This is a genomic window from Mycolicibacterium peregrinum, assembly GCF_001665625.1.
Lineage (GTDB): Bacteria > Actinomycetota > Actinomycetes > Mycobacteriales > Mycobacteriaceae > Mycobacterium > Mycobacterium peregrinum_B.
Genome location: NZ_LZSY01000086.1, coordinates 81,314 through 98,370, shown reverse-complemented (window position 1 = coordinate 98,370; position 17,057 = coordinate 81,314). Strand labels below are relative to the sequence as shown.

The window sequence follows — 17,057 nt, the reverse complement described above, 5'->3', positions numbered from 1 at the left end:
ATGCCTGTGACCGCGGAGCAGGAAAAGGCCCTGCACGATGCGATGACCGTGATTGCCAGCGTGACACCGCCGTTCATCCCGCCGAACGCCGAAGTGATGACGACGATCATCGAGTGGCCGGCGGGTTCACCCGGCGCACCGCCGCACCGGCACCCAGCCGGACCTGCCTTCGGCTACGTCCTCGAGGGCGAGATGCTGTTCGAGTTGGAGGGTGAGGCACCGCGCGTGGTCAAGGCGGGGGAGGCCTTCTGGGAGCCCGGCGGTGACGTCATCCACTACTCGGATGCCAACAATCGCGACGACGTTCCGCTGCGGTTCCTCGTCAACATGCTGTGTGTGCCCGGCGAACCGATGCTCGTCATCGTCGAGGACGACGAACTCGAGGCCCGCAAGGACCGGCGAGTGCGCTGATGGCCGAGTTCGGAGACGTCGTCCGGTCGCGGCGGTCGTCACGGATGTTCTTGCCGGACAAGCCCGTTCCGCGAGAACTGCTCGACGAGGCACTCGCGCTGGCGATGCGGGCACCGTCGAACTCCAACACGCAGCCCTGGCACGTCTTCTTCGCCACCGGTGAGCAGCGCGTCCGATTGGTCGACGCGCTGCTCACCGCGGTCGATGCGGCCCCGCCGGCGATCGGCTCCGCGGGCCTGCCGCCCCAGTTCGCGCACCGGCGCAGGGAGAGCGGCGCCCTGGTCTACGGAGCCATGGGGATCGCCCGCGACGACGCCGAGGGCCGCTGGGCGGCCCAGCGGCGAAACTGGGAGTTCTTCCACGCCCCGGTCGCCGGGGTGGTCTGCATGCATCGCGATTTCACGAACGTCGACGCGCTCGGCGTCGGGATGTTCCTGCAGACCCTGCTGTTGGCGTTGAACGAACGGGGTATCGGCAGTTGCGTGCAGGTGTCGATCTCGTTCTATCCGGATGTGCTGCGTGAACAACTCGGTATCCCCGACGAGCTGACGGTCCTGTGCGGGGTGTCGATCGGCTATGCCGACCCGGACTTTCCGGCCAACCACCTGGACACACCCCGCGATCCGATCACCGAGAACGTGGTGTTCCTCGACGCCTGATCGCAGCACAAAACGTCACCTGGCGCTCACAGACATGTCATACGGGCGATGCCGTCTGGAGACCCGGCTGGGCGACCGTGCTCGGTATGAGCACTGCATCTGTACTCATCGCCGCTGATCACGCCGACAGTGCGACGCCCGATGCGCCGCGCTACACCCTGCTGTTGTCCGCCGACCCCGACCTCATCGAAGCCGCCCAGCGGCTCCGGCACGACGTGTTCACCTCCGAACCCGGGTTCGCTCTGGCCGGGACCACCGATGGACGTGACGCCGACCGATTCGACGAGCACTGCGACCACCTGCTGGTCCGGGAGGACCGCACCGGCGAGCTGGTCGGTTGCTACCGGATGCTGCCGCCACCGGGCGCCATCGCCGCGGGCGGGCTGTACACCGCCACCGAATTCGATGTACGCGGTCTCGACGCGCTGCGGCCGTCCCTGGTCGAGATGGGCCGCGCCGTGGTGCGCACCGATCACCGCAACGGGGCCGTCGTCCTGCTGATGTGGGCAGGCATCCTGGCCTACCTCGACCGTTCCGGGTACGACTACGTGACCGGCTGCGTATCGGTTCCGGTTGCAGGCAACGCCGACGGGCCGCCCGGAACCCAGATCCGCGGAGTCCGCGACTTCGTGCGGCGCCGCCACGCGGCCCCCGCCGAGCACACCGTGTACCCGTACCGGCCGGTGGTGCTCGACGGCAGAGGACTCGACGACATCGACCCGCCGTCGCGGACCACGGTGCCGCCCCTGATGCGCGGCTATCTGCGGCTCGGTGCGCAGGTATGCGGGGAACCTGCTCACGACCCCGACTTCGGGGTGGGGGATTTCCCGGCTCTACTGGACAAGCGCCGCGCGGACGTCCGCTACCTCAAGCGCCTGCGCTCGGTCTCGGCGGCCGCCGACATGGCCGGCGGGGTGGCCGGGGACGCGTCGTGACTGCCGCGAACGTCCAGCACCCATGGCTGCCCAGGGCGTCGTGTGACTCCAGCTGTGTGCACGTAGACGGTGCAGACGCCGGAAGGCGGCTCGTGGTGTGGGTACGCACCACGGTGCGGGTTGTCATGGCGGTTGTCCTGTTCCCGGGGGCGGTTCTGCTGGCAGTGCCGATGCCCGGACGCTGGCACCTGCAGCGGTTCTACTGTCGGCTGATGCTGCGTTGCTTCGGGGTGCGAATCGCCTTGTCGGGCGGCCCTATTCGTAATCTGCAAGGGGTGCTCGTGGTCACCGGTCACGTGTCCTGGCTGGACATCTTCACGGTCGGGTCGGTGCTGCCCGGCTCCTTCGTGGCCCGTGCGGATCTGGTGGAATGGCCCGCGCTGGGCCGGCTGGCCCGGGTGATGAAGGTGATCCCGATCGACCGGGGCAGCCTGCGCCGGCTGCCCGCGGTGGTCGACACCGTGGCCGAACGTCTGCGGGCCGGACATACCGTGGTGGCCTTCCCGGAGGGCACCACCTGGTGCGGGCTGGCGTACGGACCGTTCCGGCCGGCGATGTTCCAGGCCGCGATCGATGCGGCCCGCCCGGTGCAGCCACTGCGGCTGGACTACCGTCACCGCGACGGCCGCCCGTCGACGATCCCGGCCTTCGTGGGCGAGGACACCCTGTTGCGGTCGGTGCGGCGGGTCATCACCGCGCGTCGCACGGTGTGCCATGTCCACGTCGGGTCGCTGCAGCTGCCCGGAGAAGACCGGCGGGTGCTGGCCGGACGCTGCGAGGCAGTGGTGCGGGGCCACCAGGAGCTTCCTGGAGCTCCCGCGCACATTCTGGTGGCCTGAGGCGGCTGGAGGGCGGGTCGCCTGCCAGCGGCTATCCTGGAGAGGTTATGAGCTCCTCCGCGGGCAGGCCGGTCTATCTCGATCACGCCGCCACCACCCCGATGCACCCAGCCGCCATCGACGCGATGACGGCTGCGCTGTCGAGTGTGGGCAACGCCTCCTCGCTGCACGGTTCAGGGCGCCTGGCACGGCGCCGGATGGAGGAGGCCCGCGAGACGCTGGCCCGGCTGCTCGGCTGCCGGCCGTCGGAGTTGATCTTCACCGCCGGTGGCACCGAGAGCGACAACCTGGCCGTCAAGGGCATCTACTGGGCCCGCCGCGATGCCGAGCCGAAGCGGCGCCGCATCGTCACGACCGCCGTCGAGCATCATGCGGTTCTCGATGCCGTGCAGTGGCTCGTCGACCATGAGGACGCCGAGGTGACCTGGCTCCCGGTCGACGCCGAGGGCGTCGTCACACCCGAGTCACTGCGCTCGGCGCTCGAGGCCGGTGACGGACCCGCTGACGTTGCGCTGGTCAGCATCATGTGGGCCAACAACGAGGTCGGCACGATCATGCCGATCGCCGAACTGGCTTCCATCGCGGCCGAGTTCGACATCCCGATGCACAGCGACGCCATTCAGGCCGTCGGCCAGGTCCCCGTCGATTTCGGCGAGACCGGATTGGCGGCCATGAGCGTGGCCGCCCACAAGTTCGGCGGCCCGATGGGCATCGGCGCGCTGGTCCTGCGTCGGGACACCGCCTGCGTGTCGCTGCTGCACGGTGGCGGTCAGGAGCGCGACGTACGCTCCGGGACCCCGGATGTGGCCGGTGCCGTGGCGATGGCCGCGGCGGCCGAGGTGGCGATCGGGGGGCTGTCCGACCACAGCTCGCGGGTGCAGGCGTTGCGGGACAGGCTGATCGAGGGCGTGCTGTCCATGATCGAGGACACCTACCTGAACGGGCCCCGCGGAGCCGGCCGGTTGCCCGCCAACACACACTTCACCTTCCGTGGCTGCGAAGGTGATTCGCTGCTGATGCTGCTCGACGCCAAGGGCGTCGAATGCTCCACCGGCTCGGCGTGTACAGCCGGCGTGGCGCAGCCGTCACATGTTCTGATCGCGATGGGTGCCGACCCGGCCACCGCGCGAGGATCACTGCGGTTCTCGTTGGGGCACACCAGCACCGACGCCGACGTCGATGCGGTGCTGGACGTACTGCCCGCGGCGGTCGAGCGAGCCCGGCAGGCGGCACTGGCCAGTGCGGGGAGGACCTTCTCATGAGAGTCCTGGTCGCAATGAGCGGTGGCGTGGATTCCTCGGTGGCCGCAGCCCGCATGGTCGACGCCGGACACGATGTCGTCGGAGTGCACATGGCGCTCTCGTCGGCGCCCGGCACGTTGCGCACCGGATCGCGGGGATGCTGCTCCAAAGAAGACGCGGGCGATGCCCGCCGGGTGGCAGACATCCTCGACATCCCGTTCTATGTATGGGATTTCGCCGACCGCTTCAAGGATGACGTGATCGACGACTTCGTCGAGTCCTACGCCCGCGGCGAGACCCCCAACCCCTGTGTGCGGTGCAACGAGCGGATCAAGTTCTCCGCGCTGGCGGCGCGGGCCCTGGCGCTCGGTTTCGATGCGGTGGCCACCGGTCACTACGCGCGGCTGGCCGACGGCAGGTTGCGGCGCGCCGTCGATGCCGACAAGGACCAGTCCTACGTACTGGGTGTGCTGACGGCCGAGCAGTTGGCACATGCGATCTTCCCGATCGGTGACACGCCCAAGCCGCAGATCCGGGCCGAGGCCGCCGAGCGCGGCCTGGCGGTCGCGAAAAAGCCGGACAGTCATGACATCTGCTTCATTCCGGCGGGGGACACCCAGGCGTTCCTGGGCGCCCGCATCGGCATCAGGCCCGGAGCGGTGCTCGACAACGACGGCACGGTGCTCGCCGAACACGAAGGCGTGCACGGTTTCACGATCGGCCAGCGCAAGGGCCTGGGTATTCCGGGACCGGGAGCCGATGGCCGGCCGCGGTATGTCACCGCGATCGATGCCGAGACGGGCACGGTGCGGGTCGGACCTGCCGAGGATCTCGAGGTGCGGGAGTTGTTCGGCGACAAGCCGGTATTCACCAGCGGGACCCCGCTGGACGGACCGGTGGAATGCCAGATCCAGGTGCGCGCGCACGGCGGCATCACCGACGCGGTGGCCGAGCTGTGCGACGGCAGGTTGGTGTTGTCCCTGCGGGCGCCGCTGCGCGGCGTCGCTCCCGGGCAGACGGTGGTGCTGTACCGACCCGATGCCGAGGGCGACGAGGTCATCGCCAGCGCGACCATCGCACGCGCGTGAGTGTTTTCGCCACAGCGACCGGTGTCGGTTCCTGGCCGGGGACAGAGGCGCGGGCCGCAGCCGAGGTCGTCGTAGGTGAGCTGCACAATCTGTCGCACCTCGTAGAGCTGCCGGCCAGGGGGATCGGTGCCGATCTGATCGGTCGGGCCGGGGCCCTGCTGGTCGACATCGGTATCGACACCGTGCCGCGCGGGTACCGCATCGCCCCAGGGCGTAGCGCTGCGCTGCGCCGAGCGGTGAGCCTGCTCGGTGAGGACATCGACGCGCTGGAGGAAGCGTGGGAGCGCGCCGGACTGCGGGGTAGTGGGCGTGCGGTGAAGGTACAGGCTTCGGGCCCGATCACGCTGGCGGCTCAGCTGGAGCTGCCCAACGGACATCGCGCCATCACCGATCACGGTGCGCTGCGGGACCTTTCGGCGTCCCTCTCCGAGGGTTTGGCGGTTCACCGGGCCGAGGTGGCCCGGCGGTTGGAAACCCCGGTGGTGGTCCAGTTGGACGAGCCGTCACTGCCCGCTGCGCTGGCGGGGCGGCTGTCCGGGGTCACGAGTTTCACCCCCGTGCATCCGGTGGACGAGCCGCTGGCGATGAACCTGCTCGACGCGTGCGTGGCTGCGACCGGGTCGGAAGTCGCGCTGCACAGCTGTGCGCCCGATCTGCCATGGAAGGCGTTGTTGCGCAGTGCTGTTCACGCCGTCTCGGTCGATGTTTCGACCTTGACGCCCGCTGATCTGGATGGAATCGGGGAGTTCGTCGACTCGGGCCGGACCGTGTTGCTCGGGGTGGTGCCCTCGACAGCTCCCGAGGGCAGGCCCTCGGCCGAAGAGGTCGCCAAGGCGGCCGCGGCGCTGACGGATCGACTCGGTTTCGGCAGGCCGGTCCTTCGTGACCGGATCGGCATCACGCCGGCCTGTGGGCTGGCCGGCGCCACCGCGAAGTGGGCGCGCACCGCGGTGGAACTCGCGCAGAAGGCAGCGGATGCCTTCGCCGAAGATCCGGACGCGATCTGAAAAAAGCAACCAAAAGGTTGCGTGTGATGGCGGATGCTCCTACGCTGAGGAGCAACTGAAAGGTTGCATATGAGTACCGACCGGATCGAAAAGGAAGTTCTGCTCAAGGCGTCGCTGGACCGGGTCTGGCGGGCCATCAGCAGTTCGGAGGAGTTCGGCCGCTGGTTCGGCGTGCGCTTCGACGGGCCGTTCGTCGCCGGGAAATCGGTCAACGGGGTGATGACCCCGACCGAGGTCGACGAGGAGGTCGCCGCGATGCAGGAGCCCTACGCCGGGGAGGCCGACGCCTGGCACATCGTGGCGGTGGAGGCGCCGCACCGGTTGGCTTACCGCTGGCATCCCTACGCCGTCGAACCGGGCTCCCGCGAGCCCGAGGCGCCCACGACGCTCGTGGAGTTCACCTTGACCGAATCCGAGGGCGGCGTGTTGTTGCGCATCGTCGAATCCGGATTCGACGCGATCCCCGAGGCGCGGCGGAGGTCGGCCTTCGAGGGCAACAGCGAGGGCTGGGCCCACCAGACCGAGATGGTGCGGAAATACCTCGCACTCGGTGAGCCGGCGTGACAGGCGCCGTCGCCGACCGCGCACCGCTGTTCGACGCGCTCGGCGATCCCAACCGGTTGCGCATCGTCACCCGCCTGTGCGAGGGCGGGCCCTGTTCGACAGTGCAACTGACGCAAGTGATTCCGGTGACGCGCCAGGCTGCGACCAAGCACTTGCTGCTGCTGGAGGCGGTGGGATTGGTGACCAGCGACCGCAAGGGCCGCGAACGAATCTGGCGGATCGAGCCCGAGCCGCTGGTACAGGCCAGCGACTACCTGACAGCGCTGTCGCAGCGCTGGGACGGCGCGATCGACCGCCTGCGGGCCTACGTCGAGGAGTAGCGAACGTCTCGCACGCCCGTTGTCACGCCAGCGTGGCTGTCGATGCCGAGTGCCACTCTGGCGTGACAAAGTGGTCTAGCCGCCGCGGAGTTCCCGGCGCAGGATCTTGCCGGCCGACGACTTGGGGATTGCGTCGATGAATTCGACCTGGCGCACCTTCTTGTACGGAGCCACCAGGCCGGCCACGAACGCCATCACCTCGTCGGCGCTCAATTCGGATGCAGGCTGTTTGACCACAAAGGCTTTCGGCACTTCCTCGCCGGATTCCTTGTCCTGGACCCCGATCACCGCGGCATCGGCTATGCCGGGGTGGCCCAGCAGCACGGCCTCCAGTTCGGCCGGCGGCACCTGGTAGCCCTTGTACTTGATGAGTTCCTTCAGCCGGTCGACGACGTAGACACAGCCGTCGGAATCGACCTGCGCCAGATCTCCAGTGTGCAGGAAGCCGTCGGCGTCGATGGTCTCCTGCGTGGCTGCTTCGTTGTTGAGGTAGCCGGCCATCACGTTGGGGCCCTTGAACCAGAGTTCGCCGGTTTCGCTCAAACCCTCTGCGGGGATGTCGATTTCCTTACCGGTGTCGGGGTCGACCAGCTTGCTCACGCCGTTGGGGACGGTCCAGCCGCACGAGTCGAGCGGAGCCACCGTGCCCACCGCAGCCAGTCCACCGTCGTGCGGGGTGATGTGGCTGACCGGACTCAACTCGCTCATGCCGTAGCCCTGAGACACCGTGCAGCTCAATCGATCTGCGACCGCGCGACCCAGATCGGCGTCGAGGGAGGCCGCACCGGAGAGGACGGCCCGCAACGAGGACAGGTCGTAGGAATCGACCAGCGGGTGCTTGGCCAGTGCGACGGCCACCGGCGGGGCGATGTAGACGAAGGTGCACCGGCGGTTCGCGATGTTGCCCAGAAATTCGCCGAGATCGAACGACGGCATGATGACCAGTTGGGCGCGCGCATGCAGGGCGGCGTTGAGCAGCACCGTCATGCCGTAGATGTGGAAGAACGGCAGCACGGCCAACAGCCGGTCATCGGAGGTCAAACCCTGCAACGGGCGGATCTGAGCGACGTTGGCGGTCAGGTTGGCGTGGGTGAGCATGACACCCTTGGGGTTGGCCGTCGTGCCCGAGCTGTAGGGGAGCGCCGCGAGATGGGTGGCCGGATCGAAGCTCACCTCGGGCGCCGGGCCGTCGGCGCCGAGTCCGGCGCCGTCGAGTACCACCACCTGGTCCTCGGTGAGGCCGGCTCCCAGTGCTCCCTCAAGGGCCTGGGGTTGCAGCGCGCTCACCGTGACCAGCAGGCGGGCCTTCGAATCCTTGAGCTGCTTGGTGATGTCCCGTGCCGTGAACAGTGCGTTGACGGTGGTGGCGGTGGCCCCGGCGCGCAGGATGCCGTGGAACGCGATCGCGAAATCCGAACTGTTGGGGGACAGCAGTGCCACCACGTCACCGACACCGATCCCGCGGGCCGCCAACCCGCCGGCGAATGCGTCGATCCGGCTGACCAGATCGCCGTAGCTGGTTTCGGTACCGGACTTGGCATCCACCAAGGCGATCCGGTCCGCGTCGGCCGGTGACATGTCGGCGAACAGGTAGTCGTAGACGCTGACGGCCGGCAGGTCGACGTCGGGGAATGGGCTGGCGAAACTCATGGCTGTTTCCGATCAGTTCTCGTCGAGTTGTTTGATGAGGCGGCGTGAGGCGACCAGGCGGAACGAGGCGTCGATGAGTTCGCGGACCTCGCTCCAATCCACCTTCGCCGCAGTGAAGTCCAGACCGAGCCAGCCGAAGGGGCCCATGTAGGCCGGAAAGAAGAAGCGGCTGTCCTGTTCGAGCGCCCGGCGGTCGCTCTCGTCCACCTTGATCAGCAGTGAATGCGGATACGGCACCATCTCGCCGCGGCTCTCGGGTTTGACGTTCCCGCCGTACATGGCGAACATCCTCGGCGCGCAGAACACCGGACGGCCCCACGAAACCTTCTCGAAGGCCTCGGGAAATCCCAGGGCAACGGTGCGGAGTTCGGCCAGGCCCAAGTCGTCGTCGCTGAACATGATCGGGTGCGGCATGTCGACAGGGTAGCGGTAGGTGAGGACTTCCAGAATTGATTGTTAGGCTAGCCTTGCCTTATCGAGTAGGAAGGTGGACATGCCCACGACTTGGTTGGATTCCCTGACCCGGCAAACCCGCCGGACGGGTAGGTATCCGTATCCCCATCGGGCTGCCTACTTCTTGAACAATCCGTTGCGGCGACTCAGCGGCGATGACGACCGTGCAGTCAAACGGCTCGAGCTGACCGGGTTCGAGCGGGTGCTCGAAATCGGGCCGGGCCCCGGATATTTCAGCGTCGCGATCGCCCGCAACCTGCCCCGGGGCCGGCTGGACCTGTTGGACATTCAACTGGAGATGCTGGATAAATCCCGCAGCGCCCTGGACCGCGCCGAGTGCTACAACGTCAGCTTCCACATGGGCGATGCCGACGGAGAGCTCCCGTTCTATGACGACAGTTTCGACGTGGCATTCCTGGCTTCGTCGTTCGGTGAGATTTCGGACAGGCGAGGGTGCATCCGGTCCTTGCACCGGATCCTCAAACCCGGTGCGCTGCTGATATTCCGGGAAGGGTTCCCTGACCCGGACCGCCTGAGTGTGGCCGAGCTACGTGAGCTGGTGGAAGCCGATGACTTCGAGTTCTGCGATGCCACCGGGAACCGCTGGCACGACATCGTGAGGTTCCGCCGGTTGCCGCTGCCCTGAGCTGTCGGCGCACTCGACTAGCCTGCTCAGGGTGAGTGAGAAGCCGCCCGTGGATACCGACGCCGTGCTGCCCGAACAGCCCGATGCCGACCTGCGACGGCGTTGGCAGGAGCTTGCCGACGAGGTGCGTGGTCACCAGTTCCGCTACTACGTCAAGGATGCGCCGATCGTCTCGGACGCCGAATTCGACACCATGCTGCGGGAGCTGCAGGCGCTGGAATCCGACCACCCCGAGCTGCGAACACCCGATTCCCCGACCCAGCTGGTCGGTGGCGCCGGGTTCGCCACCGAATTCGCCCCGGCCGAGCACCTCGAACGGATGCTGTCCCTGGACAACGTGTTCGATTCCGACGAGCTGTCGGCCTGGGCAGCCCGGATCAGCGGGGAGACGGGCGATGCCGCGCACTACCTGTGCGAACTCAAGATCGACGGCGTCGCGCTCGCACTCGTCTACCGCAATGGGCGGCTGGTTCGGGCCGCCACCCGCGGTGACGGGCGCAGCGGTGAGGACGTGACACTCAACGCCCGCACCATCACCGACATCCCCGAGCAGCTGAGGGCCTCCGACGAGTTCCCGGTGCCCGCAGTGCTGGAAGTACGTGGCGAGGTGTTCTTCCGGGTCGCCGACTTCGAGGAGCTCAACGCCGGATTGGTCGCCGAGGGTAAGCCGCCCTTCGCCAACCCGCGAAACAGTGCAGCGGGCTCGCTGCGCCAGAAGAATCCTGCGGTCACGGCGCGCCGCCGGTTGCGGATGATCTGTCACGGGTTGGGCCATACCGAAGGCTTCAGCCCTGCGTCGTTGCACGACGCCTACCGGGCGCTGGGCCAGTGGGGCCTGCCGGTGTCCGCACACACGGCCAAGGTGTCCGGAGTCGCCGCGGTCGCCGAGCGGATCGCGTACTGGGGCGAGCACCGCCACGACGTCGACCACGAGATCGACGGCCTGGTCGTCAAGGTCGACGAGGTGGCGCTGCAACGTCGGCTCGGATCGACCTCGCGCGCCCCTCGCTGGGCGGTGGCCTACAAATACCCACCGGAAGAGGCCACCACGAAGCTGCTCGACATCCGGGTGAGCGTGGGGCGGACCGGCCGGGTCACACCGTTCGCCTACATGGAGCCTGTCAAGGTGGCCGGCTCAACTGTCGGGTTGGCCACACTGCACAACGCGACCGAAGTTCAGCGCAAGGGCGTGCTGATCGGCGACACCGTGGTGATCCGCAAGGCCGGCGACGTCATCCCCGAGGTGCTCGGCCCGGTGGTCGACCTGCGGGACGGATCCGAGCATGCGTTCGTCATGCCGACCAATTGCCCCGAATGCGGCACCGTGTTGGCCCCGGCCAAGGAGGGCGACGCCGACATCCGCTGCCCGAACACCCGCAGTTGCCCGGCGCAGTTGCGGGAGAGGGTGTTTCACGTCGCGGGCCGCGGCGCGTTCGACATCGAGGGGCTCGGCTACGAGGCCGCCACCGCGCTGTTGCAGGCCGGGGTGATCGCCGACGAGGGCGATCTCTTTACTTTGACCGCCGACCAGTTGCTGCGCACCGAGCTGTTCACCACGAAGGCCGGCGAACTGTCGGCCAACGGCAAGCGCCTGCTGGCCAATCTCGACAAGGCCAAGGCCCAGCCGTTGTGGCGGGTGCTGGTGGCCTTGTCGATCCGACATGTCGGTCCCACCGCCGCACGTGCATTGGCCACGGAGTTCGCCAGCCTCGACGCCATCGTCGCGGCCTCCGAGGAACAGCTCGCCGCGGTGGAAGGCGTGGGCCCGACCATCGCCGCCGCGGTAGTCGACTGGTTCACCGTCGACTGGCACCGCGCCATCGTCGACAAGTGGCGTGACGCCGGGGTCCGGATGGCCGACGAGCGCGACGCGAGCATCGAGCGCACGCTGGAAGGCCTGTCGATCGTGGTGACGGGCTCACTGCCCGGGTTCTCCCGCGACGAGGCCAAGGAGGCCATCATCAGCCGCGGCGGCAAGGCCGCCAGCTCGGTGTCGAAGAAAACCGCGTACGTGGTCGCCGGGGACGCGCCCGGATCCAAGTACGACAAGGCCGTCGAACTCGGGGTCCCGATCCTGGACGAGGACGGCTTCCGCACGCTGCTCGCGGAAGGTCCGCCGGCCGCCGACGAGGCCACGGCCGACGAAGGTTAGTCCGGTTCAGCGCAGGATCGTCGCGACGATCCCGGCCAGGTAACCCAACCGCGCCACCTCCGACGGCCGGAAACCCGGACCACCTGGGCGGCCCAACAGGATCGCGGTGTTGTGGTCGCCCAGTGGCGCGGCGGCCAGCGTGGTGTCCATGTCACTCCAGACCTGTGGCACCCATGGCTCGGTGCCGTTGAGCGTCGAAGCCCTTTCCAACGGCAGCCACGGCGCCGACTGTGCCTGGGTCTCGGGTGCGCCGTGGCTCGCGGCGACCCGTTCCACTGCGTCACCATTGGACCGGACCACCGTGCACCAGCCGACCCGCAGAACTCGTGGCGCTTCTTCGGCGAGCACCTGCAGCCGCTGTGCCTTCGAACGGGCCGCCGCGACGTGGTCGATCAATTCAAGTTCGCGGTGCGCCTCCAGCAGCCCGGTATGGGGCCGGATGCTGTCGACATAGACGCCGGACAGGTTTTCGGCGGCGGTGATCAAGCTGTCGGGCATCGAACCCTGCGGCAGGTCGACGACCAGATCGTCGATGGCGTAGCCGGTTCCACGCTCGACGACGTCGAGGGACAGGATGTCGGCGCCGACCGACCCGAGCGCCACGGCGAGCGAGCCGAGGCTGCCTGGTCGGTCCTCTAGCTGGACCCGGAGCAGATACGAAGGCACACGCATCACTGTTGCACAGGGGGAGTCTCGGGGCATGCCGGTAGGCCGCCGGGCGACGTCGCGACGCGGGCCGAGCCGAGGGGAAATTGGTGTCAGCTCCCCAGGCCAGGCCCGGTTACGATGCTCGCGCAGGGGTGTTCACAGGTAACTTTCACCGTGATCGGGGGGCTCGTCGCGCGATGACGCAGTGGGGAAGCGGTTGGCCCGCCGACAACGGCACATTCGGAAGCCCATTGCAGCCGTTCGGTACACCGCCGGATACCTCGCAGCCACCACCGGCGGCGGGTTCCCGTTGGCCCTTGATTGCGTTGGTCGTCGGGATCTGCGCCTTGGCTGTCGCGCTCTTTCCCGCCGGTATCGGATTTGTGGCGATACCCGTCGGGATCTTCGGCATCGTCGCGGGCGTCTTGGGCCTGCAGGCAGCACAGCGCGAGGGGCGCGGCGCGGGCAGCGCGATCACCGGAATCGTGGTGTCGGTGCTCGCGATGGCCCTTGCCGCGGTGATGTTCTTCATCGTGTATCGGACGCCGGCACCGGCACCGGCATCCGCAGCCCCCACGACAACGACCTCGAAGAAGTTGGCCCCGGCGACGGTGATCCCGGAGAACAACTACGACATCCAATCGGTCCTCAAAGACGAAGTCGACGTCAGCTTCGGCCCGTACAGCGACGACGGCGGCGACTTTATTGTGCGGGATCCGGTGGCCGAGATGACGGTGGTCAGCAAGCGCGACATCCCCCGCACGTGCCGCTTCACCGTACGGGCGGTCGACGGTGCGGGAGCCGAGATCCGGGGTGGATACCTGCTGGACATGAGGCTCAATCCTGGAACCACCGCTCGCGAGAACATCTTCAGTCTGGGCCAGAGCAGCATCAAACGCGAGGACGCAGATCGGTTGCGGACCGGGACATTCGAAGTGACCAAGGCAAGTTGCTCGCCTTACTGAGCATGTGGAGGGATATGCGATGACCGGTTTCGGGCAGCAACCGCCTGGCGGCGGGTTCGATTCGCCGTTCGGTGATCCGTTCGCGGCGGGTGGCCAGGCCCATGGACAACAGCACGGGTATCCCGATGCTGGGTTGGCAGCACCGCCGCCGATCGGTCAGCCGTTGTCGCCGCGAGCCGACTCGGCCGGTGCGCTGTGGCCGATCCTGTCCGTGGTGATCGGAATCATCGGCGTAGCACTCGTGTTGGTCCCGTTCTACAGCGACGCCCCGTTCTGGCTCGGCCTGATCGGGGCCGTCATCGGCTTGGCGGGTCTTGCTGCGGGGATCGTCGGTATACGCCAGGCTGGTCGCGATCGGGAACAGGTTCCGGCACTGGCGATTTCCGGTGTGGTGGCCGCGGGTGTTGCCGTTGTTCTTACGGTGAGTTCCGTTCTGGTTCACGTCAATTCGCCCAGCGGGAGCTCACCCGCCTCGTCAGCAGGGGCGGATGAGAGTGGCGCGACCAACACTGTCTTGCGCGACGAACTCGACGTCACGTTCGGGGCGTTCGAGTACACGCTCGACGGCGGCGCTAACAAGGTGTGGAGCAACAAAATACCGGTCACGTTCCATAACAAGACGAGCACTGCTCGCGACTTCGGGGTCGACATCGGAGCATTCGTCGACGAGCGCACCCAGATTGGTGGCACCTTCTTCAGTAAGGGCGGAAATCCTGGGACGTTGGAAGGCGACGCCACCACCACGGTGGAGTACTTCACTTTCGAAACCGATCCTGCAGTCGCCGAGAAGCTCAAGTCGGCAGAGTTCAAGGTCGTCGCCGCCCGGAGCAGGGAGGTCTGACGTGACGGGACCATTCGGCGGGCAACCGCCTGAATTCGGAAGCGGATTCGGCGCGCATCCGCCGAACATCCTCGGACAAACCGGCCAACCGGTATCGCCCGCTCCGCAGCAAACCCACGGTGCCACATCGGTACTCGCGATCATTTCGGTGATCGTGGGTGTCGGTGCACTACTACTGGCGTTTGTGCCCTATTACGTCGGGTTGGTTGCGTCGGTGGCCGGTATCGCCGGACTGACAGTCGGAATCGTTGCTCTGGTACGACGGGGAACCGACGGGCCGACTCTTGCTGCGATCGGCACTGCCACCTCGGCGCTCGCCCTCATCATGGGCATCGTCATGACCCTCGTCTATTCAGGTTCGGGCGATGGGGTCGAGACGCCCCCAGCGCAGACGGCGGCCCCGCGAGCAGACCGAGCGAACACACAAAACGTGCTCGCCGACCAGCTCGAGGTGGCAGTCGGAGACTTTGTGATGTCGAGCGGGAAAGGTGAGTTGTCGGTCACCGTGACGAATCGCCTGACAGAAGCACGGACGTTCTATGTGCTGATCGGGGCCTTCGAAGGAACCACCCAATTGGCGACGTCTTCGATCGAGGAAACGCTGAACGCTGGACAGACGAAGAAAACCAAGGCTTTTGACGGTTCCAAGAGTCCCGTGGACTACGACCAGATCAAGAACGCGACCTTCCGAGTGATCGAGGCGAGTTCCCGTGAACCGAAATAGCCGAGACGAGACGTTCATGCACTGTGGGGAGCCGATCCGATGACCGGACCAGATCCGTGGGGCACTCCGCCCGACTATCCGCCGTCGGCGGGTGGCTTTGGCGGGCAACAGTTCCCACCCACGCCCGGGGCCCCGAATTCCGGTGGTGGTCCATCGTGGGGTTACGCCCCACCCCCATCTATGTACGGCGGTGGGGCACCGCAGTTGACCCCGGATTACGGAGTCCCGATGGCCGGGTACGGCGCAGTGCCCCGTGCGCGGAGCGCCGGGACCGGATGGCGGCGAAGGTGGCCGCTGGTCTCCCTGGTGGTCGGCGCCTGCGGAATAGGACTGGCCTTCGCGCCGCCACCGGCGGGCTGGGTGGGTGCGGTTGCCGGTGTCTTCGGGATCATTGCCGCCGCCATCGGATGGCTGCGGCGGGAACGCGTACACGACGAATCGGTGCTTCCATCGGTTCTCGGCGGCGGTTTGTCCGCCATCGCCATCGCCATCGTGATCGGTATGGGGTTCGTCTACGGCGGGTCCGAGGTCGTATCAGCGGCCGGCGACGGCCTTGACGTCGAAATCGGTAACTATGAGTTTGAGTTCCAACCCGCCTCCGACGGCTACGCGGATCGAGTCGTGAACAACCGGTTGAAGGTGAAGGTGACGAGTAGGTCGGCAACCGGCGGACAATTCTCGTTGTCGATCGGAGCCTATGAGGGCGACTCCAACAATCAGGTCCAGGCCGACCGGACTGTCTTGCATTTGGTTCCGGGTGCTTCGCAAGACATCGAGATGTTCACCGGGCCGGTGAGCAAGGAACGAGCCGACGAGCTCAAGGGCGCCAACTTCCGGGTTATCGATGTCACGACACCAGGTCTCTGAGAGGTAGACGATGTACACCGCCACACCGATTCCCGCGGCACCCACAGGTCCGAGCTCCGGTGGCAGCACACCGCACCTGTGGTCGGCTGCCGCGACCATCGCCGGATTGATCGGCATGGCGCTGGCGTTGTTCTCACTGGTTCCGGCGGCCACCGTCGTGGCCGGTATCGGCGTTGCCGCAGGCATCGTCGCCCTGCTCCGCACTGCCGCGGCCCACCCGCTACCGGCCGTTACGGGCACGGTGATATCCGCACTCGCGGTCGCGGTCAGCGTTGTCATGCTCGTGGCACCGGCACTCACGACGCCGACAACCAAGTCCGATGCGGCAGGTCCCTCTGCTGAGCTCGGTGGCGAGGAGTTCATGAATGAAAACCTCGAAGACGTTCTCGCGAATGAGCTGCAGGTCGATTTCGGCGAGGTCTCCGTCACCCCGTCCGGATCACCCAAGTTGTCCCTTACGCTGACCAATAAAACTGACCGGACACGCAGCTTCTTCGTGACGCTCGGTGCATTCGACAGCAGTGGCGTCCAGATCGCCACGGACTCGGGTGCAGGAGCTCTCCTTGGGCCGCATGCCATCCAGAAACGAACTGCGTTCGGCTCGGTCCATGACAAATCGACTGTTGAAAAAATGAAGTCGGCGACATTCAAAGTCGTGGCGGTCACGCGCACGCTCTAGCGCCACACAGCGGCGGGTGCTGCCGCTGTATGACACCTCTGGTGCTTTGACTAGGCTGCTTTGTCGTGTCGAAGATCTCCCGAGACGAGGTTGCCCATCTGGCGCGTCTGGCGCGTCTGGCGCTGACCGACGACGAACTGGACAGTTTCGCCGGCCAGCTGGATGCCATCCTCGGCCATGTCAGCCAGATCCAGTCCGTCGACGTCACCGGCGTGGAGGCGACGGGCAACCCGCTGAAGGACGTGAATGTCAGCCGCCCTGACGTCGTCGAGCCGTGCCTGACGCAGGAGGAGGCGCTGGCCGCGGCGCCGCGCGCCGAAGACGGCCGCTTCGCCGTGCCGCGGATTCTCGGAGAGGGTGAATGACGA

Annotated in this window: 20 protein-coding genes; 17 read left to right on the top strand and 3 right to left on the bottom strand. The window is 67.0% G+C overall.

Annotated features, from left to right (window positions below; genetic code table 11):
• From A5779_RS11685 to A5779_RS11645, 9 genes are all read left to right on the top strand, one after another.
• Positions 1-411, top strand: coding sequence for a cupin domain-containing protein (locus tag A5779_RS11685; protein ID WP_064881955.1), 411 nt, complete (start codon positions 1-3; stop codon positions 409-411).
• Complete coding sequence (locus A5779_RS11680) at positions 411-1,070, top strand: nitroreductase (protein ID WP_064881952.1); 660 nt, start codon at positions 411-413, stop codon at positions 1,068-1,070. Before A5779_RS11685 ends, A5779_RS11680 begins: the two co-directional genes overlap by 1 nt.
• An 86-nt stretch (positions 1,071-1,156) precedes the next feature.
• The gene (locus A5779_RS11675; RefSeq protein WP_064881951.1) at positions 1,157-2,005 is read left to right on the top strand and encodes a GNAT family N-acetyltransferase; all 849 of its coding nucleotides are present in this window, start codon (positions 1,157-1,159) and stop codon (positions 2,003-2,005) included.
• Complete coding sequence (locus tag A5779_RS11670; protein WP_064881949.1) at positions 2,002-2,844, top strand: lysophospholipid acyltransferase family protein; 843 nt, start codon at positions 2,002-2,004, stop codon at positions 2,842-2,844. Before A5779_RS11675 ends, A5779_RS11670 begins: the two co-directional genes overlap by 4 nt.
• 47 nt (positions 2,845-2,891) lie before the next feature.
• Complete coding sequence (locus A5779_RS11665; RefSeq protein WP_064881948.1) at positions 2,892-4,106, top strand: cysteine desulfurase family protein; 1,215 nt, start codon at positions 2,892-2,894, stop codon at positions 4,104-4,106.
• Positions 4,103-5,173: a tRNA 2-thiouridine(34) synthase MnmA gene (mnmA, locus tag A5779_RS11660; RefSeq protein ID WP_064881946.1), complete on the top strand. Its 1,071-nt coding sequence runs from the start codon at positions 4,103-4,105 to the stop codon at positions 5,171-5,173. Before A5779_RS11665 ends, mnmA begins: the two co-directional genes overlap by 4 nt.
• The gene (locus tag A5779_RS11655) at positions 5,170-6,180 is read left to right on the top strand and encodes a uroporphyrinogen decarboxylase/cobalamine-independent methonine synthase family protein (RefSeq protein ID WP_064881944.1); all 1,011 of its coding nucleotides are present in this window, start codon (positions 5,170-5,172) and stop codon (positions 6,178-6,180) included. Before mnmA ends, A5779_RS11655 begins: the two co-directional genes overlap by 4 nt.
• A 69-nt stretch (positions 6,181-6,249) precedes the next feature.
• Positions 6,250-6,744: an SRPBCC family protein gene (locus A5779_RS11650; protein WP_064881942.1), complete on the top strand. Its 495-nt coding sequence runs from the start codon at positions 6,250-6,252 to the stop codon at positions 6,742-6,744.
• Positions 6,741-7,064, top strand: coding sequence for an ArsR/SmtB family transcription factor (locus A5779_RS11645; protein WP_064881940.1), 324 nt, complete (start codon positions 6,741-6,743; stop codon positions 7,062-7,064). Before A5779_RS11650 ends, A5779_RS11645 begins: the two co-directional genes overlap by 4 nt.
• 75 nt (positions 7,065-7,139) lie before the next feature.
• Here the strand turns inward: A5779_RS11645 and A5779_RS11640 are convergent, their stop codons facing one another.
• Both A5779_RS11640 and A5779_RS11635 read right to left on the bottom strand, forming a co-directional pair.
• Positions 7,140-8,714: a 4-coumarate--CoA ligase family protein gene (locus tag A5779_RS11640; protein WP_064881938.1), complete on the bottom strand. Its 1,575-nt coding sequence runs from the start codon at positions 8,712-8,714 to the stop codon at positions 7,140-7,142.
• A 12-nt stretch (positions 8,715-8,726) separates the two neighbouring features.
• Positions 8,727-9,128, bottom strand: coding sequence for an MmcQ/YjbR family DNA-binding protein (locus A5779_RS11635; RefSeq protein ID WP_064881937.1), 402 nt, complete (start codon positions 9,126-9,128; stop codon positions 8,727-8,729).
• Positions 9,129-9,222: 94 nt separating this feature from the next.
• Between A5779_RS11635 and A5779_RS11630 the strand changes: the two genes are divergently transcribed.
• Positions 9,223-9,813 (top strand): class I SAM-dependent methyltransferase, encoded by a 591-nt coding sequence (locus A5779_RS11630; RefSeq protein WP_064881992.1) that lies wholly within the window; start codon positions 9,223-9,225, stop codon positions 9,811-9,813.
• A 31-nt stretch (positions 9,814-9,844) separates the two neighbouring features.
• A complete protein-coding gene (gene ligA, locus A5779_RS11625) occupies positions 9,845-11,965 on the top strand; it encodes an NAD-dependent DNA ligase LigA (RefSeq protein ID WP_064881934.1) in 2,121 nt (706 codons plus the stop codon).
• Between the two features lie 6 nt (positions 11,966-11,971).
• Here the strand turns inward: ligA and A5779_RS11620 are convergent, their stop codons facing one another.
• A complete protein-coding gene (locus A5779_RS11620) occupies positions 11,972-12,640 on the bottom strand; it encodes an ACT domain-containing protein (protein ID WP_207549066.1) in 669 nt (222 codons plus the stop codon).
• Positions 12,641-12,810: 170 nt separating this feature from the next.
• Here A5779_RS11620 and A5779_RS11615 point away from each other — a divergent pair, with 170 nt between their 5' ends.
• From A5779_RS11615 to gatC, 6 genes are all read left to right on the top strand, one after another.
• Entirely contained in the window at positions 12,811-13,578 is a 768-nt protein-coding gene (locus tag A5779_RS11615) for a DUF4190 domain-containing protein (protein WP_064881932.1), read from the top strand.
• A 19-nt stretch (positions 13,579-13,597) separates the two neighbouring features.
• Positions 13,598-14,419 carry a hypothetical protein gene (locus A5779_RS11610; RefSeq protein ID WP_131811637.1) on the top strand — a complete coding sequence of 274 codons (822 nt, stop codon included), beginning with the start codon at positions 13,598-13,600 and terminating at the stop codon, positions 14,417-14,419.
• Between the two features lies 1 nt (position 14,420).
• On the top strand, positions 14,421-15,143 hold the full coding sequence (locus tag A5779_RS11605; protein WP_064881929.1) for a DUF4190 domain-containing protein: 723 nt from the start codon (positions 14,421-14,423) through the stop codon (positions 15,141-15,143).
• Positions 15,144-15,182: 39 nt separating this feature from the next.
• Positions 15,183-16,010, top strand: coding sequence for a DUF3824 domain-containing protein (locus A5779_RS11600; protein ID WP_131811636.1), 828 nt, complete (start codon positions 15,183-15,185; stop codon positions 16,008-16,010).
• A gap of 106 nt (positions 16,011-16,116) precedes the next feature.
• Positions 16,117-16,689: a hypothetical protein gene (locus tag A5779_RS11595; protein WP_131811635.1), complete on the top strand. Its 573-nt coding sequence runs from the start codon at positions 16,117-16,119 to the stop codon at positions 16,687-16,689.
• 65 nt (positions 16,690-16,754) lie between these two features.
• The gene (gene gatC, locus A5779_RS11590) at positions 16,755-17,054 is read left to right on the top strand and encodes an Asp-tRNA(Asn)/Glu-tRNA(Gln) amidotransferase subunit GatC (protein ID WP_064881926.1); all 300 of its coding nucleotides are present in this window, start codon (positions 16,755-16,757) and stop codon (positions 17,052-17,054) included.
• Positions 17,055-17,057: the final 3 nt, after the last annotated feature.